The sequence below is a fragment of the Azospirillum sp. VT-I1 genome (genome assembly GCF_055698305.1).
The window spans coordinates 215,535-234,185 of the sequence record NZ_CP168805.1 but is presented as its reverse complement, the minus strand read 5'-3'; the positions used below and the strand labels follow the sequence as shown (position 1 = coordinate 234,185).

Genomic DNA, 18,651 nt, shown 5'->3' with positions numbered 1-18,651 from the left:
GGAGCATCGCGTCATCTCGATCAACGCACCCGCGACCCAGGCGGAAATCGGTGTGATCGGCCACCACAGCGGGGCACTGCCTTCGAGCGCGAGAGCCTCGGCGAGTTCCGCTTCGGCAACGCGGAAGAGGAGCGCGACCGCGGCCTCCGGCGTTTCGCCCAGCGCTTGCACTTGGTCGAGCGCGCCGGCGTCCCCCCGTCGTGCGCGGCGCGAATCAGCGCCCAGTGTACGTCCCATGCCGGATCTCCCGGTGCGTCGAGCAGGCGGCGCCAGTCGGCAGCATAGCCCGCGATGCGTGCGGCACGGGTGGACGCCGGGCGTCGTCCGGCGTGCCACGCAAGGGGGCGTGCCACGCCGCCGTCGGCGGAGCGCGCCTGGGCCAGCCAGAGTTTCGACGTGTCACTGAGCCATGCGGCGAGGTCGAAGGGGCCACGAACCTCGCACGCTGCGCGCACCTCGCCCGGGGGATCGAGCGCCACCGCGTGCAGGGTCCAGGTGGAGGCCCCACCCAAGAACATGTTCCCGACCTTTCGCGCACCGTCGTCGTAGCGCTTCAGCGTCAGGCGATGCCCTTCCTCGCCGCCGACGATCAGCCGAAGCCGCACCTCGGCATCCAATCCACCCAAGGCGAGCATCGTCCGCGCGAGCGGCTCGGCCGCCGCAAGCCGGACCTCACCCGCCACGGTCAGGCCCAGGCGGAGGCCCTTGGCACCATGGCGAAGCTCCAGGGTACCGGATCGCCCCATCGGCACGAAGGCGCGCCAGCCGCCGAGCGCACCAACGGCCAGTCCCTGGTCCCCGGCAAGGCGCGTGCCATCCGGCCCCACCATCATGCCGCGCCGCGCGGGCCAGGGGGCGAGGAGGACGAGCGCCGCGCCGGTTGCGGGGTCGGAAAGCCGCAACCGCAGCTCGGCTGCCGCCTGCCCATCGACCGCGAGTGCGAGCCGGGCGCTCCCGTCGGAGCGGATCATCACCACTGCGGATCGGGCGTCTGCCGTGGTCAGCCCGACATGCCAGCCGGGAACAAGGCCCTCCATGGCGAGCATCAGCGCCCCGGGGCTGGTCTCGGCGAGCTCCAGCCTCACTCCTTCGGGGAGCGCGATGAAGGAGGTGCGTGCCACGACCTCGCCGTCCACCGACCACTCCGCAATCCTTCCGCTGAGACAGCGCGGGAGCGATCGCTGCGCGACCCCGGTGCGCAGATAATGCAGCGCACCATCGCTTTCGGCACCCCAGAACTCCGGCGATCCGACAAAGGGTATCTGCCCGCCCTCGGTCCGCCAGCGGGGCAGCACGCGCCCGAAGACATGCAAGCGGTGCGGCAGGGTCTCGCTTTCCGCGCCGGTGGCGACCCTCAGCTCCTGTCCCACCACGGTGACTGTCCCGCTTCCCGTGATCGGCCAAAGCTGCCCGCCCGGTGCCGGACGCGGCGTTCCAAGCGTTACGCTCCCGCCTGCGATTGGCTGCGCATCAGGGCCGGCGAGCAGCCAGAGCCGAGCCGCCCGCGTTCGAGCGGACCCTGTCAGGCGTTCAAGCCGGACTGGCGGGTCCTCCTCCGCGTCGAGCGCACGCCAGAAGCTGGGAGCGACCTCGGGCAGCGGTAGGCCCGTGTCCACCAAGGCCTCGCCCATCGGGCGCCCGTCGGCGAACGCCGCGAGAATCAGCGGACGATCGGGGGGAAGGCGAACGGCCGCCTCGGCACCACCGCCCGTTCGTACGAGCCGCCATCCACCCGGTTCGGGAACGCCGAGAAAGCTCAGGCCTGGGCCGTCGCCGTCCGCCAACATCTGAAGCCGCAGACGCAAGGAGGGATCGGCATCGTCGAGGAACCGCGCGGCAAGAACCGCCCCGTCATTCACTGCGGCGTAGCCCACCCAGCCGCCGCCATCGGCACGGCGACGGAGTTCACGGTGGAAGACGAAACCAGACGGGCGCCGTGCCTCGCCGCGTACGGCCCGGAGTGCCGGGCGGATCAGTGCCTCGAACGCCGCTGGTGAAAGGCGGAGCGGCAGGTGCGCGCGCCAGTCGGGCGACCGTTGATCGAGCCAGGCTTCGGCCGCCTCGGGCGGGAGACCGAGCGGCAGGAGCGTCCGTGCATGGGCAAGCGCGAGCGCGAGATCGGCGAGCAGGAGGGCTGTATCCTCATTCCGGAAGGTCTGGGGCAGGTCGGCCACGCGTCGCCGTGCTACGCGCTCGGCCGCGGCCGGACCAAGGGCTCCCTCGACCTCGATCTCGGACAACATGGCAAGCACCGTGCCCCGGTAACGCACGGCTTCTGCCAGATAAGCGTCCGGCAGCCCTCCCTCGGCCATCAGGGAATAGAGATACTGCCGGCTTCCGCCCTCGGAGAGGCGCACCGCACGGCTCCATGACTCCAGGCCGCGGAGCGTGAGAGTGCGGCCGAGCTCGACATCCGCCAGTCGCCCGAGCCGGCCGAAGAGCCAATCCCAGGTCAACCGCCCCGGAGGAAGGTTCGCGCGGATCTCCTCGGCCGCCCAGATGACGAAACGCGCGGCCGTCACTTGATTGGCAGGGCTTCGGTCGAGCCGTATGGCGAGATCGCGGGCGAGCTGCGCGCGCTGCGCATCCGTGCACCCGTAGGCAAAAAGCGGCCGGCCATCGGGCTCTTCGATTTCGGCGTGGGCGATGAGATCAGCTTCGACGCTCATGGCTGACGCTCTATGAACACGATGCACTCCACAGGCAGCATGCCGCCACTTCGGCTTCGGTGGGCGAAGAGAATAAAAAATATTCGTCGTATGCCTACTATATCACTGGTTGACGATCACAGAGCGAATCGATCAAACAGACCGCAACTTGACCAACGATGCACGAAAAAATCGTTATACACAAGGTAAGAGAACGTAAAACAGGAAACTTCGGCGGAGGGATCGCTGAATGAGATGACCTTTCCCCCGCAGAAAGGCTGTTGACGATGGCCCTCGTTCCTATCCACGCAAACTGCGGAAGAACCACCGATTTCGAGGAGGCTCCACCTGACGAGTCCCGCTTACGCGGACAATCGGATCAGGTCCGTCCCGTGCCGCCGCAGGAAAAGTATCGCCCCTGGGCTGGGCGCCCCACATCCGCTTCCATGAAGCCGCGGGGAAAGGGAGGCGGAGGTGGGAGGCGTGACGAGAAAGCGGGGATGGATGCTGCTGCGGAAGGAGGAGCGGCTGAGGCCGGCGGAACGATCGAGCCGGCGCGGCGCCAGGATGAAGGCCGCGGGCCTGATCGACGCCACGGCTGTCGTCAGCGCGGCCGACGTCGCGCTGCTCTGGCGCGTTGCCAGCACACTGCTGAAGGGTGAGATCAAGACGGCCCAGCTGGCGAAGCCGCTGCCCCCGGTGCCAGAGGCAACCGATCCGCGCCGGACTACCCGCGAGGAGGCGATCCCCCACGCCCGCCGCCGCACCGCGGGGCGGGCCGGCGCGCTCTCCGAGGAGGGCGGCAGCGCCGCCGGAGCGTCATGAGGCGGGCGGCGCTGACGGCGCACGAGCTGGCTGCGCTTGCTGCGGCCGCGGCTGCCCAACATGCCGAACGGCCGGTGGGCGACCTGCTCCACCTCTTCTTGGCCGGCGGAGCATACCACGACCTCAGCGGACTTGAGGAGATGGGCATGTTGCCTGGTGCGTGGGAACCCCTGGCACTGCGGCGTGATCCGGCGAACCCGTATGACCGCAACGCCGTGGAGGTTTGGTGGCCGGCGGGCCCGTGGATGCTGGGGCACATCCCCAGCGAGGACGCCGAGCACTTAGCGCCCCTGATGGACGCCGGCGTGGTGCCCCGCTGCTGGGCCTACGGCACCGATAGGAACGGCCGAACGCTCTGGTGGCGGGATCGGCTGCTGATCGACCTGCCCACCGGCACTGTGCGTCCGTTCCGAAGTCGAGCCGAGTACCAGGAAGGCGCGCTTGAGGAGCTGTGGAAGGAGTATCCGTCAGGCGAATGGCCGCAGTTCCAGCAGCCGTTGAACGCGGCGCTGAGCATCGAGGCCGAGCGAACGTTCACCCGCGCCAGGCGGCCGCGGACACGCCGGCGGGTCGTCCTCGAGCGCTATGCCCGGTGGTGGCAGTCCGCTCAGCCAAGGCCGCCCCAACGGGTTCGGTTGGGGAACTCCGTCCGCGACGACGCCGACTTTTGGAGCTGAATTGAAGTCGGCGCCAGTCATATGATGGCATCACTCGACGTCCGGGGCGGGAGGAGAACGTCCCTGACCGCGGCCGTCCCGACGCATGGTCCGGGCCGGCCGTCTTCACACGGACGTCACGCGCTCCCGACGGGCCCACCGGCGGAGCCGAACGGTAGCGGCGGGTGACTGTCCTCCACGGCCATGGCAGCGTCGACGGCGTCGACGCCCCGCTCCTTGGCAGCGGCTGGCGCGGGCGGCCGAACCTTGCCGGCACCGCCCTTCCTGGACCTTGGAGCCGGCTCGGGGGCGGGCCGTTCCTTGGCGGCGGCCCGCATCTCGTTCAGCTCATCGGCGAGGCGGATGGCGTTGGCCTCGGCCAGGACGGCGCGGGTCAGGCAGGCGCGGGCCTCGGCCGTGACTTGCTCCAGATCGGCCGCGCGCTGCTCGAAGCGACCCCGCAGTTCGGCGGCGTCGGCCTGGGCGCGCAGCAGGTCCATCTCCAACTGGTTCACCCGGCTGCGTTCGACGTCCAACGAGGCGGTCAGTTCGTCGCGCAGGGCGTTGGCGTGATCGAGGGCGACCTCCATCTCCCGGCGTTCCGCGTCCTTCGCCTCGAGGATCTCCTGGAGGGCCTCCTGCTCGGCGCCGGCCTCCGCGAGCTGGTCCCTCATCTCGGCGCGCAACGTCGAGAGGGCATCGATCTGACCTTGCAGAGCCTTGGCGCGGGCTTCCCCGGCGGCGCGCTCGGATTCCAGAGCAGCCCGATGGACCTCCCGCTCGGCGTCCCGTTCCTGGCGGGCGCGCTCCCGTTCCTGGCGAATGGTCGCGGTCAGGGTATCGGCCAGGGACACCATCAGCGCGTCGGCCTGAGCCAGAACCACAGCCGGCAGTTCGGCGGGCGTATCGGCTGACGGGTCGATGATGGCCGGCGCGCCCACTTGGGGTTGGGGCACGGCGCGACAGCGGTTCTCCTCGTTGATGTCGCTCAGTTCGGCGTTGATCGACGCCCGCGTTCCGCCGATCAGCCCCTGGATGGCGGTCGCGGACACGCCGCGCCCCTGCGCCTTAAGCGCTTGGATCGCCTCCTCGACCGCTTGCCGGGTCACCACCTTCTTGTTCGCCACGCTCGCCTCCAGTGTTCGTGTTCGGGATCGGAGATGGGGCCGTAGCCGGAGCCGTCCACAACATTCCCAAAGCTGTCCGTCACATTCGCAATGTTGCGAATGTGCGGAACATTGCGAATGTGACGGACAGCAGACCGCACCCACCGAAAGCGGGCGCCGCCGGCTCGAGCTCCGGCGACCGAACCAGCCGAGCAATCGGTGCTTCGTCCCCGCACTCCGTCAGCGGGCCCGATCGTCGCGGCTGCGGCGGGGAAACGGGATGACCCTGGCGGGGCCGGGCGGCTCCGAAACGGTGAGCCCGCCGTTCCGGACCAGGTTGGAAAGCGCCCGCGCCCGCTGCCACTCCGGGAGCGTGAGCCAGTCCGGCCCCCGCCCGGTCAGTTCGCCGGCGGCCATGGCGGTGACGATCGCCCTGGCCTGCTCCGCCTCCTCGCGGCGCTTGACGAGGCGCTCCCACAGCCAGCGGGCGATGGTGGCGGCCCGCCGGCGCATCCGGCGCGCGCCCTCGGCCAAGCCCCGACGGTAGGCGGCGCACCGCACGGCGTCGATGATCTGGACGACGCGGGCGGGAAGCGGGACCGAGTCCGGGATGCGAAGGCCTTCCCTCGCCTCGACGCCGGCCATCGCGGTGTCGATCTCCTCGAGGAGGCTCCGCGCGTGGGTCAGGCGCGCCTTGAGCCGCTCGCTTCGTTCCCGCTGGGACGCCTCCCGCCGCCGGGCGGCCGCCATGTCGGCGCGCGCGGCCTCGAGCCCCGCTTCCGTGGCGGTGGCGCGTGTCGTCGCCGCGGCCTCCCGGGCGGCGGCCGCGGCGCGGGCGGCGGCCTCGTCGGCGGCGCGGCTCTCGGCATCGGCACGGGCCTCCCGCTCGTCCTCGAGTGCATGGCGTAGGCGATTGGCGGTGCGGCTCGCCTCCTCGGCCAGCCGCCCGCGCTCCAGTGCCTCCGCCTCCCAGTCGTCGGCCCGCGCGGCCTCCCTGGTGGAGCGGGTGGTCGCTTTGGCGACCCGCTCGGCGGCCTTGGCCCCGGCCTTCCTGGCGCCGGCCGCGTAGGAGGCACGGGCGGTCGCCAGCACCTTGGTGGCCAGCGGGTCGGCCGGAAGGATGGGCGCCGCCACCGCCGTGGCGACCGGCGCGAGCGCTGCCTCGGTGTCGCGCAGGATGGCCTCCGCACGGGCGACGCGCACGGCCAGGGCGTCCTTCGCCGCACGCTCCCGCTCGGCCCGGGCCTCGGCTTCCGCGCGGGACCGCCGCTCGCGCTCCGCCGTGGTCTCGGCGGCGGCGGCACGGCGTTCGGCCTCCTGGATGGCTGCGGTCCACGTCGCCTCCGCGGCAAGGACCGCGTTGGCACGGGCGGCAAGGGCATTGGCGCGCATGGGCTCCATCCTCGGGTCGACGTGAATGATGTCGGCGGCGGCCGCGGGCCCTTCGGCCGCGCGGACCTTCGCGACGAGGGCGCGGCGCTTCGGCCCCTCATGGGCCGTCGGGAGGCGGGCGATCCCGCGGGCCTCCAGGCTGCGGCGGTCGATGCGCGCGGGCACGCCGAGGTCCTCGAGGAAGCGGTTGGCGACCGCTTCCCAGGTCTCCCGGACGCGCTCCACGGCATCCTTCTCGGACAGCCTGAAGACGTCGCGCTGCCGGACGCGCTGCGCTCCGGAGGCCTTGGCCCGCCGGCGCGCCGCGGCCTTCGGCTCCTTGCCGTCCATCAGGGCGAGGTGGGCGTGGGGGTTCGCCGGGTCGCCGTGGATGGCGGCAAGGGCGACCGCTTCCCCGAGGCCGGCCACGGTGTCGATACCGGCGAGCTCCAGGATGAAGGCGCGCAGCAGCTCGCCGCGGCGGGCGTCCGGGACTTCGTAGGGGATCGCGACGACGATCTTGTCGATGACGCGGGCGTTGCTCCGGCTGGCCGCCTTGCGGTCGATCTCCGCCTTGGCGACGGCGCGCAACCGACCGACCGGCGCTCCGTCCTCCAGGACCGCGCCGACGGCGACGATCTCCGTCAGCGCGGACGCGCGGGTGATGTAGTCGATGTGCGCCTTGGCGACAGCGACGGCGGCGTCGCCGTGCCCCTCCTTGCCGATGAAGGAGGCCGAGCAGGTGAAGGGCGCTTCGGCCCGCGGCTCGGTCATCCTTCCCCTCCCCCAACTGTGAGCGGCGCGGGCTGGGGCGGACGTGGGGGATTAGGAGCCGGGCGTAGCACGGCGTCCCGCAGGGCCTAATCCCACAAGTGCGCCTTACCCTCCGCCGCGGCCCGCTCTGGGCCGGGGAGATGGCGGCGGCCGACTCCTTCGCAACGGGCGAGGACGGGCGGGCGTGGAAGGCAGCGTGTGAAGATGGAACGCGGTGCCATTCCGGTCCCGGGACGGGCCGGTCGAACCGGGCGCCGCGGCCGCCCCGGAGCCGATCCGAAATGAGGCGGGGGACACCCCCCGCCACCCCCCGGCCGGAGCCGGAGTGCCGGCGGCACGCGCGGCGGGGCTCGAGACCGGCGGCGTGATCGCTCCGCGCCAAGCCCAGGCGCTGCCGGCGGGAGGGCATCCAGAGCGTGGCGTCGGATCGGCGCCGGCCCCAACGCCAAGGGCATCTGGTCGATCACCCGTCGCCCCGCCGGCGAGGCGGAGCGATCGGCTGCGGACGGGAGTCCGATGGACGGCTACGCGGCGGACATCCGTGCGTGGAGTCGGACGCCGCCGTTGGATCCAGCACCGGTGCGGCCGGCGCCGGCGGTGGCGTCCCGGAAGGGAACGACGATCCCGCCGACGGCGGGCGGATCGGCGTCCGGCTCCGGCTCGGGCGCACCCGCCGGAGCCTCCGGAACGGCCTCCGCTGTGACCGGACGCGCCACCTGCAGGCCCGTGATGGCATCGCCGTGGAGCCCCTCCAGCACCGTCGTGATCTCAGCGTCCGTCAGGCCGGCGAGGACCTTGGCGGCGCTCGGCAGGCCGCGCACCCCGGCCCGCCGGTAGGTCGCGTCCACCGCCAGGGTCTTCGCTGCGCCGCAATTGGGGGACAAAGCTCTCTGAATGAGCTTCCACAGGGGATTGTCCCCCAATTGGCCCGCTCGTTGGCCGTCCTTCTTGGCGGCGTCGGCGGTGGTCCAGAGATCCGGGAACGCGACGGCGCGCAGGCCCGCGTTCGCCGGCAGAACGCCCCCGCGCACCAGGGCGGATACGGCGCGCGACGGCACCAGGTCGGACCATGGCAGGACGGCGTCGTACGTGACGTCCAGCACGACGGAGGAGGCGACGATCACCAGGGCCGGGCGGTCCCGGTGAATCAGGCGGAGGCGGTCGACCACCTGCTCCAGCTCGCGCTCCCGGCACTGCTCGAGGACAGCCTGGATGCGTGGTTCGGGGTGGGCTTCGACCAGGGCCACGGAGTCGGAACCATCCCGCATGCGGCGCCGGCGCTCCACCTTCGGCAGACGGTTCGCCCCCAGGAAGTCCAGCGGCGTGCCGGCGTCGAAGAACAGGGCCCGGGCCATGGACTCGACGGCGAGGACGGTCGGCTGCAGGCGGCCGGCAACGATGACGGCGGCGTAGTCGCGGTAGGCATCCGAGCCGCGCAGGCCGCCCAGATGCCCGAGGGCGGAGCCCTTGGCGACGGCGCGGGCGATGGTGTCGGCGGTGTCCTCGTGGTCCCGCAGGGCCGGAAGAATGGCCTTGTACGTCGCCAACAGCGTCGGCCCGGCGGTCGCGCTGACGACCTCGAACAGGGCTGCCAGGGCGCGCCGGTTGTTGCGGGCGAAGGTCCGGCCGGCGCAGGAGCCGCCGTCCTCGTCGCCGAGTTCCACCAGCGACGACCGGCCCAGCGCGCGGTCGGCCAGACCGACGACGCAGGCCTTGCGCTCGACGTCCAGCCGGACGATGCGGATGGTCGGGAACCAGAGGCGGACGATCTCCGGCTCCATCGAGGCGTCCAGCAGCAGGACCGGGGCCTTGGCCGGGATGCCGCGCAGGTCGGATCGCTTGCACCAGGCGATGACGGTCCGGCGGGCGTCGGCGGGGCCGCTCCTGGTGAGGGCGACGGAGTGGAGCGCGGGGCGGGCGGTCTCGATCTCCACGGCGAGGGCGCGCCACAGGCCGGCGAGGCGGGAGGCCGGCGTGGGGGTATGGGCCGCCAGGACGGCGCCGATGGCGGTGTCCGCCATCGCCGGATCGATGGCCGGCGCGGCGCTCTCACCCTCCAGCCGCGCGGCCCGCCGGCAGTCGGCGGCCGTCAGGCCGTGGGCGGGCCAGTCGGCCGGGGCGGTGCCGGCGAGCATGAGCTGGTGGGCGAGGCCGGCGCGCCTGACGAGCCAAGCACGGGCCGGTCCGAGGGTGACGTCGTCCTCGTCGACGGGAGCGTCGCCCAGCCAGACCCGGTCGGCCAGCCAGTCCTCGAGGGTGATGCTGCGCTCCTTGATGGCGACCTGCCACCAGCTTTCGTCGATGATGACCGCGTCCGGCTTCCGCTGCCCGCTGGGCGCCGGCATCGTCAGGTAGGCGTGGGGCGCGAAGAACAGGCCCGGCCGGGCATCGTTCGACTGGTCGTAGTGAGCGCAGCGGTGCGCCATCGGGCAGCGGAGGGTGACCGGCGCCCCGTCCTGAACGGCAACGCGCTCGCACAGATTGCGGTAGGCCGACAGGCCCTTCGCGTGGAGCGCCTTGACGAGGGTGGCCCGACCGCAGACCGCCGCACCGGCGGCGTCGATCGCCTCCCGGCCGCGCAGGACGGCGACGGGCGGCAGGGGCGCCGGCGGCTCCCAGAACTCAAGCGGGTCGGACTCCCCACGCTCGGCCTCGGCGACGGCCTCGAGGTTGGCGAGGGTCTTCTCGGCCAGCTCGGTCCCGAGGTTGTGACGCGGGACGAAGAACGCCACCCGGCGGCCGGCGCGCAGCAGCGGCAGGACGGCCTCGAGCAGGGTCGTCGATTTTCCCAGGCCGGCGGCCCCCCGGATGCCGATCACGGTCCGGGCGCTCCCGGACGGGCCGGCGAGAGCCGCGGCGGCCCAGACGGCGGCCTCCTGCCGCAGGATCGCCTGCGCCTCGGCCGGCAGCAGGGCGTCGACGGTGTAGTGCGGTGGGGGCGGCGCGCCGACACCGCGGCCGCATTCCTCGAGATCAGCCATGCATCCCCGCCCGGACCGGGAACCGCGGCAACGCGGATCGTCCCATGTGCCCTCTCCTCGGGCCACTTCCGGGCTTGTCGACGACAGGCATGTGCCTATCTCGTCGATTGGATCGTGCCGGACGTGGCGCAACACGTTTCGACCGATGGAGCGCCCGGGTCCGACCCCGGGCGCTTCGCATTTCGGCCCCGGCGACGCCGGGGCGCCCCCGAGATAGACACCGGCCCCCACCCCACAAGGCTCCGGTTGGGAAGCCTCGGCCGCGCGTCGATCACGACCTCCACCACTCCGGGGACAGCGCCTGTGCCGGCCCCGCCATCCGGTGCACTCCACCTTGCCGCGTCGGCCCTACGGACCAGCCGCCCTGGGCAGGCCCGCGGCGATGAGGGCGAGGCGCCAGAGGATGCCCGCCTTGTCCTGTGGGGGCAGGAGATTGAAGTCGGAGCTCCGGTGGGCCGCGCAGATGGCCGCGCACGCCTCCTCGCGGGTCGGTGGGCGGTCGAGCAACTCGCCGGAGTCGAAGAGCCCGTCCTTCGTGTAGCGGCTGACGATCACCACGCTGCGCTCGAGTGACACGGCGACCGTCTTCGGGGAGCGGGGGCCGTCGAGATGGATCAGGATGTGGCGGTTCGGCTTCATGGGAGGAACTCCGAAGCGGGCATCAGTCGGCACTGCCCAGGCACTCGGCGAGGCCGGCGGTGGGCCGGAGAGCGCGGGGTACAGCCCGCTTCTCGCGGCGAACGCGCATGACCGTGCCGACCGACAGCCCGACGGTCGCGGCGATCTCCCGAACCACGACGCCGGCCGCGGACAGAGCGAGGATCTCGGCGACGCGTTCCGGGGTCGCGCGGCCGTAGGGACGACTCCCGGACGCGCCGGCGGCGGCGCCTCGCCGCCGTCCGGCAGGGACTCGAGATGTTCGGCGACCCGCAGAATGGCGGCGCCGTCCAGGCCGCCCCGCAGCACGAAGACCCGAACCCCGGCCTCCGACGCGCGGCGCAACGACGCCAGCGCCGCGCGGGCGGTGGCTCCGAGATGGCCGAAGTCCGGGACCAGGAGATCGTCGCCATCCGCGAGGAGGGCCAGCAGGGTGCAGAGGCCGGCCCGGTCGACGCTGGTGTCCTGCACGATCCGGGCGCCGGCGATCGCGGCGGCATCCCCCTCCGTCAGGTCGGCGGTTGCGGAATGGATGTAGACGACTCGCATGGAAGGCCTCCTGTCGTGACGACGGCGGCCGATCGGTGGATCGGCGCGGTCAAGCAGGGGCTGACGAACATATGGCGTCGCATGCGTGGGATGGTTCCGTTCGTTCTTCGGAAGACATGACGGCTCCGGAACGCGCTGCCGCCGCGCGGCGGGGTGGCGATCCGCGGGGACGATCCGGCACAACGACGGCATCGGCGGTCATCCCGCCCTCCTTGCCCCGCCGCCGGCATCGTGCCGGCCGGAGGCCAGGAGACCGCCATGCTTCACTCCGCCGCCCTCACCCCCACCGCCGCGCATGCTTCCGCCCGCCACCGGCGCGGGTCCCTCGTCGGCGACGCCCTGACCCTGCTGCGCGATCCGGGCATCCTCGGGATCTGGCTGCATGCCAACGGCCTCGCCGAGCTGCTGGCCAGCGCCCACGCCCCCCACCGCGCCGGGAAGCGGACACAGCAGATCGCCAATGAGTTGCGCGCCAAGCTGCTGCCGCCGGCCCGGTCGGGGGCTATCCGGACCTCGAGGTGCGGCCCGGCTCGTTCATCCGCGCGGTCAGCCTCGCGGGCACCGGCGTGCCAGCGGCCGTTCCCGGCACTCCCCGTCCCCTGTCGCGGCATGAACGCCTTCAGGGGCTGCTGGCCGGCACCCACCTGCTGATGAGCGACGGCGTCTATCTCCCGGCGGGCGACCGCAACCGGCATCCCGACCTTCGGGACCGGCTGACCCTGGCACTCCCCAGCCTCGGCGACGACGCGGCCGATCGGAGTCTCGCCCAGGTCGACGTCGTCGTCCTGCGCGGCGGCCGTCTCCATCGGCTCTACGAGATCGAGAGCAACGCCGGCAAGGCCGCCAAGGCTCTGCTCCGCCTCGGTGATGTCCTGGCGACCGCCGGAACGCCGCCGGGAATCGTCACCGCGGTCCCCGATGCACAGGTCGACCGTCTCGAGCTCGAACTCGAGAGGCCGACCCTGCGCGCATTGCGCGGTGTCTGCCGGATCCTGCCCTTCTCCAAGATTGAGGATCCCTTCGGTCCCTGACCGGTCGGGGATGAGGCTGCTTCGTCGGATGGCTCGCCGTCCCGCGTCCGGCCTGCCGGGGCCAGTGTCTAAGCCGTACTCACTTTCCCGCACTTTTTCGGCGATCTGGGGGACGTCGAAAAACGGCGGACCGAAATGGCCCGAGCCGAGGCAGCAGCCGGACATTCCGTCCGGCGAACCCCGGCTGAATGGGGGCAGGATGCTCGGACTGTGGGAGTTCGCCACCGACGGCGAGGCGCAAGGAGCCGGAGCGCTCTCGCGCGCCGTCCTGCCGTCGCTCGCACGATCGAGAAGCGCCGTGAGCGGGGCATCTGTCCTGCTCCGATCCAATCGCACGATCAGCGGTCCCCGAGAGGCGGCCTGACCATGGCGTCCCCGAAACGAGCCCTCAACGAACTGCCGGGATGGCCCCGCCTGCTGCGCCCCGAACTGGCGGCGGCCTACATCGGCGTGTCGACGGGCACCCTTGACGCCCTCGATCTGCCGTCGGTTCGCGTCCGGTCGCTCCGGCTGTACGATCGCTCCTCCCTTGACCAATGGGTCGACTCTCTGGCTCGCACCGGAGTCCCGACCACCGCCGACGATTATCTCGCGAGGCTGGGCTGTGCGGATGCAACTCAAAAACGTTAAGGCCTACCGGTCCAAGGGGAAGGTCTACTACTACCACCGCCCGACGAGGACCCGGCTGCGGGCCGAGTTCGGCACACCCGAGTTCGTCCGCGAGGTGGAGGCGCTGAACCACAAGATGGCGGAGCGCGCGGACGTCTCGGTCCGCGGCACTCTGGGTGCTCTGATCGTTGCCTACCGCCGGTCACCGGAATGGGCAGAAAAGGCGATTGCAACCAAAGACGACTATCAGGCTGTGTTCGATTACCTCAAGATCATCGACGACATGCCTCTCGCGCTGCTCGACGGGCCGGCGGTGATCACGCTGCGTGACAAGGCGTTCGCCGCGCACAAGCGTCGCTTTGCCAACTATGTCGTGCAGGTTCTGTCGCTGGTCTTCAACTGGGGCAAACCTCGAGGATTCAGCACCATCAACCCGGCCTCCGACGTGCCGAAGCTGAAACGGCCAAAGAGCCAAGCGGCCGCCAACCGGCCCTGGACCATCGACGAGTTCCGCATCGTCATGATGGCGCTGCCGCCGGAACTGCGCGTTCCGGTCGCGCTAGGCGCCTACGCCGGGCTGCGCGAAGGGGACGCCGTGAACGTGCTGTGGTCGACTTACGACGGAACGGCGATCGAGAGCCGGCAGTTGAAGACGGGCGATCCGTTGTGGGTTCCGGCACACCACGATCTCCGAGACATTCTCGATGCTGAACGGACTCGCCGTTCGGTCACCCTGTTCGAGCGCAACGACACCATCGTGGTCGGCGCGCGCGGCAAGAAGCTGACCGAAGCAGGCTTCCGCTCGCGCTTCTTCAAGGTGATTCGCGAACTGGTGCGGGAAGAGTGGGTGCGGCCTGGCCTGACCTTCCAAGGGTTGCGCCACACTGCGGCGACGCTGCTCGCCGAGGCCGGCTGCGACGTCAAGGACATTCAGGCCATCACCGGCCACAAGACCGTGGCAATGGCCGAGCACTATGCGCGCCGGGCAAACCTGCGCAAGCGTGCTGTGGCGGCGGTCGATCGTCTGGAGGCGGCGTTCGAAATTCTGCCCACGGTGCAGGTCGTCGGCATTCGAGCCGAAGCCGCACTGAAGCCGGTCAAGTTCAAAGTCAAAGTCGCTGCCGCACCGGTTGCGCCGCGCAATGGCAGCAGCTCGCCGAACGCGGTTTTGACCGAAGCGGACGTGCTGGCGATTCGGGCGAGTACGGAGTCGCAGCGCAAGCTGGCCGCGCTGTATGGGGTATCGCGGTCGTTGATCGAACAGATCAAGTCGGGGAAAGTCTGGCGGCACCTGCTACGGCAGGCTACCCAGGAGGTGCCCAGCGAACACACGCCGAACACCTGACTGTCTAACCTCTGTCTAACCGGTGTTTAGACCAGTTCCAGAAAGGTGTCTAAGTCATTGAAAAGGAATGGTGCCCAGGGACGGAGTCGAACCGCCGACACGGGGATTTTCAGTCCCCTGCTCTACCAACTGAGCTACCTGGGCATCTCGGCGCCGCTTGGTGGGTGACCGTTTCGGTCGGTGCGGCGCGTCGTGTGGGGCGCTTTTTAGAGAGGTTCGGACGGGCTGTCCAGAGAAAAATTCAGAAAATTTTCGACCCCCTTACAGCCCGTCGTCAGGGTCGGAATCGCGGGTCGGAACCGGGGCTTCGGGGCCCGGAATCCGGTAGCCTTCGCCCAGCCAGCGCGACAGGTCGATGTCGGCGCAGCGCTTGGAACAGAAGGGGCGGGTGGCCGGTTCGGTCGGGCGGCCGCAGATCGGGCATTGGGTGCCGGCTGCCGCCTTGGCGCCGGCATGGGACTGCGCATGGGAAAGGGGGCGCTGCTCGGCGCCGGGGAATTGGGGATCGGACAAGGGAAGGTCTCCGTAACGAACTGCGGCAGGCGTCTTCGGTAAGCGTCTAGAGTCTGTCTGGTGCTTATTGAAGCACCAGACAGACTCTAAGCTTAACGTTTTCCGTGTGATTCACGCTTCAAGCGATTCCGCTTGAACCGATCACACTCTAGGGCCGCAGCAGGGCTGCCAGCGGCGTGCCGCGGCGGGCGCGGGTCAGCTCGACCAGGCCCAGCTTCGACATGCCATACACTTGGGTCTGCACCGGGTCGCTTTCCACCGCATGCGACAGGGCGGCCAGCACGCGCTCGGCATCGCCGCGGCCGCGCATGTTGACGAAGTCCACCACCACGATGCCGCCGACATTGCGCAGGCGGAGCTGGCGGGCGATCTCCGCCGCGGCGTCCAGGTTGACGTCCACCGGGTTGCCGCGCTCCCCGGCATTGACGTCCACCACCGTCAGCGCCTCCGTCCGCTCGATCACCAGCGACCCGCCGAGCGGCAGCGGCACCCGGACGTCCAGAAGCTCCGCAATCGCAGTGTCGAGGTCGCGCAGGTCGAACAGGCGCTGGGAGGCCCTGTGGGCCGTCAGGCGGGGCAGCAGGTCGGGGGCGTGGCGGTCGCACCAGCCGCGCAAGGCCGACAGCAGCGGTCCCTCTCCGACGAGGATGCCGCCGGCCGGGGCCGGATCGTCGACGATGATGGAGTCGGGGGCCGCGGCTCCCTGCTCGATCAGGGCGCGGGTGGGGGCGTCGGGGCCAGGATGCAGCAGGCGGGGGGCGGAACCGGCGCGGGCGTCGTCGCGGACGGCGCGCCATTGCAGGTGCAGTGCCTCCGATTCGGCGGCCAGCAGATCGTCGGACACCTGGGCGGCCCCGGCGCGGACGATCCAGCCGGCGCCGGTGACCAGTCCCTCGATCCGGCGGGCGAGCGCCGCGCGCTCCGGGCCGCTGCCCAGGCGCTTCGACACCGCGATGTCGCGGCCGAGCGGCGCATGCACCAGGAAGCGGCCGGGCAGGGTGACGTCCATCGTCAGCGACGGCCCCTTGGCCCCCGCGGCGTCGGCCTTCACCTGCACCACCACCGGCTGGCCGGCGCGCAGCAGCGCGCCGATGGCGGCCGGCTTCGATCCCGGACGGGGATGGGAATGCGATTGGGGAGTCGTCGTCGAGGACGGGGCGGCGCACGTCGGCGGCCGGCAGCAGGCCGGACAGGCCGCTTCCTAAGTCGATGAAGGCGCCGTTCAGGCCGGTGGCGATCCGCTCCACCCGGCCGAGGATGATGGCGCCCAGCAGCGACGGGCGGTCGGCATGGTCGATGTGCAGGTCGGTCAGGCGGCCGTCGGCCAGCACCGCCGCCCGCGTCAGCGGACCGTCGCGGTCGACCAGCAGCTCAAGCCTGCTCATGGTTCAGGCGGGGCGGGGGCGGGAAGCCGGCGCCGTGCAGCATGCCGGCGACCTCGTGGAGCGACAGCCCGACGACATTGCTGTAGGAGCCGCCGATCCAGCGCACCAGCGCCGCCGCACGGCCCTGGATGGCATAGCCGCCGGCCTTGCCCTTCCATTCGCCGGACGCGATGTAGGCATCGGTCTCCGCCCGGTCGAGCACCTTGAAGGTGACGTCGGTCCGGACCAGCCGGTCGATCCTGCGGTGGCCCTCTCCGCTTGCGTCGGGGACCAGCAGGACGATGCCGCCCAGAACCCGGTGCCGCCGGCCGGACAGAAGCGACAGGCAGCGCCGCGCCTCCTCCTCCCGCTCCGCCTTGGGCAGGATGCGGCGGCCGCAGGCGACCACGGTGTCGGCGGCGAGAATCCACGATCGGGATGGCGCGCGGCGACGCACGACGCCTTCTCCGCCGCCAGACGCAGGGCGTGCTGGGGCGGGAGTTCGTCGCGCAGCGGCGCTTCGTCGAGATCGGCGGGATCGACCGCGTCGGGCACGATGCCGATCTGGCGCAACAGGTCGAGCCGGCGGGGCGAGGCCGAAGCCAGCACCAGCCGGGGCGCCTTGGACGGGATCGTCACGGGGAACCGCGATGCAGCAAGGATGCTACTTGAACCGGAAGGTGATGCGGCCCTTGGTCAGGTCGTACGGCGTCATTTCCACATTGACGCGGTCGCCGGCCAGGACGCGAATCCGGTTCTTACGCATCTTTCCCGAGGTGTGCGCGAGAACCTCGTGATCGTTGTCGAGCTTCACCCGGAACATCGCGTTCGGAAGCAATTCGACGACGGTCCCGGAAAACTCGATCAGATCTTCCTTTGCCATAGGCCCTTATGTCCGTCCTAAAAGTTTCGCGGCAATAACTGACCTTCCAAAGCCGCCGGGTCAAGTGGGATTCCCACCGCCGATGCGTTCGGCCGCAGCCCCGCCGCGCGGGGCAGCCCCGCGTTGCGGGCCGGACGGCCCTGCGGCACCGGTTCCGGTGGCCCTTCGGTCAGACCGACTGATGGGGGTTGAGCGGCGATGCGCTGCCTTCGTCCAGGCGGCGCGGCGCTTCCATCGCCTGTCCGATGGCCGCGAACATCTCGCGCTGGTCGATCTCCATGCGCCGCGTCAACCGGCCCACGGTTTCCGCCGCGGTCAGGGCGCGGCCGCTCGACCGGTCATGGAACAGGTTGTGATTCGCCTTCGCGGCGCTGGGCAGCAGGTCGGCGGCGATGGCGCCCGGCGTCGATTCGGCAGCACGGATCAGCTTCGCCGCCCCGCCGGAGCCCAGAACATAGGCCATGCGGCTTTCCGATTCGCTGGCCCGGCGGCCCAGCCGCTTCTCCAGCGCATCGCGTCCTTCTGCCAGATAGCGGGCGGCCATGCCGGCCGACAGGTCGACGTCGTGGCGCAGCTCCAGGATCTGGCGGCGGATCGCCGGGTCCTTGACGCTGGACACGCCGTTGCGGACCTGGATGTGCGAGGCGAGTTCGCCCTGGCCATAGGCGGCGCCATGGCGGCGGAACAGGTCGAGCCATGTCGATTCCAGGAACTGGAACGGCCCGGCGGCGGAACTGCGGCTGTTCTTCGCCGCGCTGTCCAAACCGCTTTCCTGCGTCGCCTGGGCCAGGATGGCGGTGAAGCTGTGGCCGGACAGGCCGGCGACCTGCTGCGAGGCGACCAGCACCCGCGCTGCGGTGGGATTGTCGGAGGTCACCGCCTCCACCGCCTTCGCCACCTTGGCGGAACTCAGCACCGGCGCCGGCACGGCCGGTTTCAGTCCGGGCAGCGGTGCGCGCGGCGCCGCCTCGGTCGCCGGGGCGGTATCGGCCAGCAGGACGGGAGCTGCGGGCTTGGCCGCGGGCACCGGCACGGTCGTGCCGTCGGCCAGCCGGATGGGCGTCACCGGCTTCGCCGCCGGAAAGGGAACCCGGCTGCCGTCCTCCAGCAGGACCGGGGCCGCCGGCTTGTCCAGGGGCAGGGGCGGCGCCTTCTGGCCATTGGCGAGCCGGCCGACCGGACCGCTTCCCGAACGGCCCTGGGCGGCCTGGACCAGTGTGTCGCGGAAGGACCGCTCGGCGCCGGCACCGTCGGCGGGCGGCGGAGGGGTTTCGGGCTTGCGCTCCGGAACGGGGGCGAGAGGGGGCTGCGCAACCTTCATGGCACACACTTCGCTGCA

The 18,651-nt window shown here is 71.1% G+C and carries 16 protein-coding genes, 1 tRNA gene and 1 pseudogene; 6 read left to right on the top strand and 12 right to left on the bottom strand.

Annotation, left to right across the window (positions count from 1 at the left end; translation table 11 throughout):
* Nucleotides 1–20 precede the first annotated feature (20 nt).
* Nucleotides 21–2,669: an STY4851/ECs_5259 family protein gene (locus AB8P05_RS26800; RefSeq protein ID WP_472761560.1), complete on the bottom strand. Its 2,649-nt coding sequence runs from the start codon at nucleotides 2,667–2,669 to the stop codon at nucleotides 21–23.
* A gap of 483 nt (nucleotides 2,670–3,152) precedes the next feature.
* Here AB8P05_RS26800 and AB8P05_RS26795 point away from each other — a divergent pair, with 483 nt between their 5' ends.
* Both AB8P05_RS26795 and AB8P05_RS26790 read left to right on the top strand, forming a co-directional pair.
* A complete protein-coding gene (locus AB8P05_RS26795; RefSeq protein ID WP_472761559.1) occupies nucleotides 3,153–3,473 on the top strand; it encodes a hypothetical protein in 321 nt (106 codons plus the stop codon).
* Complete coding sequence (locus AB8P05_RS26790; protein ID WP_472761558.1) at nucleotides 3,470–4,150, top strand: HIRAN domain-containing protein; 681 nt, start codon at nucleotides 3,470–3,472, stop codon at nucleotides 4,148–4,150. Before AB8P05_RS26795 ends, AB8P05_RS26790 begins: the two co-directional genes overlap by 4 nt.
* 116 nt (nucleotides 4,151–4,266) lie before the next feature.
* Here AB8P05_RS26790 and AB8P05_RS26785 read toward each other — a convergent pair whose 3' ends face one another.
* From AB8P05_RS26785 to AB8P05_RS26765, 5 genes are all read right to left on the bottom strand, one after another.
* A complete protein-coding gene (locus AB8P05_RS26785) occupies nucleotides 4,267–5,256 on the bottom strand; it encodes a hypothetical protein (protein ID WP_472761557.1) in 990 nt (329 codons plus the stop codon).
* A gap of 219 nt (nucleotides 5,257–5,475) precedes the next feature.
* Nucleotides 5,476–7,380 carry a MobA/MobL family protein gene (locus AB8P05_RS26780; protein ID WP_472761556.1) on the bottom strand — a complete coding sequence of 635 codons (1,905 nt, stop codon included), beginning with the start codon at nucleotides 7,378–7,380 and terminating at the stop codon, nucleotides 5,476–5,478.
* Between the two features lie 524 nt (nucleotides 7,381–7,904).
* Nucleotides 7,905–10,361: a hypothetical protein gene (locus AB8P05_RS26775; protein ID WP_472761555.1), complete on the bottom strand. Its 2,457-nt coding sequence runs from the start codon at nucleotides 10,359–10,361 to the stop codon at nucleotides 7,905–7,907.
* Between the two features lie 348 nt (nucleotides 10,362–10,709).
* The gene (locus AB8P05_RS26770; RefSeq protein ID WP_472761554.1) at nucleotides 10,710–11,567 is read right to left on the bottom strand and encodes a recombinase family protein; all 858 of its coding nucleotides are present in this window, start codon (nucleotides 11,565–11,567) and stop codon (nucleotides 10,710–10,712) included.
* 198 nt (nucleotides 11,568–11,765) lie between these two features.
* The gene (locus AB8P05_RS26765) at nucleotides 11,766–11,951 is read right to left on the bottom strand and encodes a hypothetical protein (protein ID WP_472761553.1); all 186 of its coding nucleotides are present in this window, start codon (nucleotides 11,949–11,951) and stop codon (nucleotides 11,766–11,768) included.
* A gap of 182 nt (nucleotides 11,952–12,133) precedes the next feature.
* Between AB8P05_RS26765 and AB8P05_RS26760 the strand changes: the two genes are divergently transcribed.
* The 3 genes from AB8P05_RS26760 (at nucleotide 12,134) to AB8P05_RS26750 (ending at nucleotide 14,552) form a co-directional block, all read left to right on the top strand.
* Entirely contained in the window at nucleotides 12,134–12,598 is a 465-nt protein-coding gene (locus tag AB8P05_RS26760; protein ID WP_472761552.1) for a hypothetical protein, read from the top strand.
* A gap of 366 nt (nucleotides 12,599–12,964) precedes the next feature.
* Nucleotides 12,965–13,228, top strand: a complete 264-nt coding sequence (locus AB8P05_RS26755; RefSeq protein ID WP_145626291.1) for a MerR family transcriptional regulator — start codon at nucleotides 12,965–12,967, stop codon at nucleotides 13,226–13,228.
* A complete protein-coding gene (locus AB8P05_RS26750) occupies nucleotides 13,209–14,552 on the top strand; it encodes a tyrosine-type recombinase/integrase (protein WP_472761551.1) in 1,344 nt (447 codons plus the stop codon). The genes AB8P05_RS26755 and AB8P05_RS26750 overlap by 20 nt, the downstream gene beginning before the upstream one ends.
* Before the next feature lie 68 nt (nucleotides 14,553–14,620).
* On the opposite strand, the gene AB8P05_RS26745 is transcribed toward AB8P05_RS26750, so the two are convergent.
* From AB8P05_RS26745 to AB8P05_RS26735, 3 genes are all read right to left on the bottom strand, one after another.
* Nucleotides 14,621–14,696 (bottom strand) — tRNA-Phe (locus AB8P05_RS26745).
* 117 nt (nucleotides 14,697–14,813) lie between these two features.
* Nucleotides 14,814–14,969 carry a DNA gyrase inhibitor YacG gene (locus AB8P05_RS26740; protein WP_455175683.1) on the bottom strand — a complete coding sequence of 52 codons (156 nt, stop codon included), beginning with the start codon at nucleotides 14,967–14,969 and terminating at the stop codon, nucleotides 14,814–14,816.
* Between the two features lie 244 nt (nucleotides 14,970–15,213).
* A complete protein-coding gene (locus AB8P05_RS26735) occupies nucleotides 15,214–16,074 on the bottom strand; it encodes a ribonuclease E/G (RefSeq protein ID WP_472761550.1) in 861 nt (286 codons plus the stop codon).
* Here AB8P05_RS26735 and AB8P05_RS26730 point away from each other — a divergent pair.
* Nucleotides 16,064–16,270 (top strand): hypothetical protein, encoded by a 207-nt coding sequence (locus tag AB8P05_RS26730; protein ID WP_472761549.1) that lies wholly within the window; start codon nucleotides 16,064–16,066, stop codon nucleotides 16,268–16,270. The genes AB8P05_RS26735 and AB8P05_RS26730 overlap by 11 nt on opposite strands.
* Nucleotides 16,271–16,436: 166 nt before the next feature.
* Here AB8P05_RS26730 and AB8P05_RS26725 read toward each other — a convergent pair.
* The 3 genes and pseudogenes from AB8P05_RS26725 to AB8P05_RS26715 all read right to left on the bottom strand — a co-directional run bounded on the left by AB8P05_RS26725 (nucleotide 16,437) and on the right by AB8P05_RS26715 (nucleotide 18,633).
* A pseudogene (locus AB8P05_RS26725) lies at nucleotides 16,437–17,068 on the bottom strand (Maf family protein).
* 25 nt (nucleotides 17,069–17,093) lie between these two features.
* The gene (gene infA, locus AB8P05_RS26720; protein ID WP_012977999.1) at nucleotides 17,094–17,312 is read right to left on the bottom strand and encodes a translation initiation factor IF-1; all 219 of its coding nucleotides are present in this window, start codon (nucleotides 17,310–17,312) and stop codon (nucleotides 17,094–17,096) included.
* A gap of 169 nt (nucleotides 17,313–17,481) precedes the next feature.
* Nucleotides 17,482–18,633, bottom strand: coding sequence for a lytic transglycosylase domain-containing protein (locus AB8P05_RS26715; protein WP_472761548.1), 1,152 nt, complete (start codon nucleotides 18,631–18,633; stop codon nucleotides 17,482–17,484).
* Between the last annotated feature and the right edge of the window lie 18 nt (nucleotides 18,634–18,651).

Excerpts from the sequence above, each read along its gene's own strand:
- AB8P05_RS26800 (WP_472761560.1), bottom strand. The coding sequence starts at position 2,669 with ATGAGCGTCGAAGCTGATCTCATCGCCCACGCCGAAATCGAAGAGCCC.
- AB8P05_RS26795 (WP_472761559.1), top strand. The coding sequence starts at position 3,153 with ATGCTGCTGCGGAAGGAGGAGCGGCTGAGGCCGGCGGAACGATCGAGC.
- AB8P05_RS26790 (WP_472761558.1), top strand. The coding sequence starts at position 3,470 with ATGAGGCGGGCGGCGCTGACGGCGCACGAGCTGGCTGCGCTTGCTGCG.
- AB8P05_RS26780 (WP_472761556.1), bottom strand. The coding sequence starts at position 7,380 with ATGACCGAGCCGCGGGCCGAAGCGCCCTTCACCTGCTCGGCCTCCTTC.
- AB8P05_RS26775 (WP_472761555.1), bottom strand. The coding sequence starts at position 10,361 with ATGGCTGATCTCGAGGAATGCGGCCGCGGTGTCGGCGCGCCGCCCCCA.
- AB8P05_RS26770 (WP_472761554.1), bottom strand. The coding sequence starts at position 11,567 with ATGCGAGTCGTCTACATCCATTCCGCAACCGCCGACCTGACGGAGGGG.
- AB8P05_RS26765 (WP_472761553.1), bottom strand. The coding sequence starts at position 11,951 with ATGCAGCCAGATCCCGAGGATGCCCGGATCGCGCAGCAGGGTCAGGGC.
- AB8P05_RS26755 (WP_145626291.1), top strand. The coding sequence starts at position 12,965 with ATGGCGTCCCCGAAACGAGCCCTCAACGAACTGCCGGGATGGCCCCGC.
- AB8P05_RS26750 (WP_472761551.1), top strand. The coding sequence starts at position 13,209 with ATGCAACTCAAAAACGTTAAGGCCTACCGGTCCAAGGGGAAGGTCTAC.
- AB8P05_RS26735 (WP_472761550.1), bottom strand. The coding sequence starts at position 16,074 with ATGGACGTCACCCTGCCCGGCCGCTTCCTGGTGCATGCGCCGCTCGGC.
- infA (WP_012977999.1), bottom strand. The coding sequence starts at position 17,312 with ATGGCAAAGGAAGATCTGATCGAGTTTTCCGGGACCGTCGTCGAATTG.
- AB8P05_RS26715 (WP_472761548.1), bottom strand. The coding sequence starts at position 18,633 with ATGAAGGTTGCGCAGCCCCCTCTCGCCCCCGTTCCGGAGCGCAAGCCC.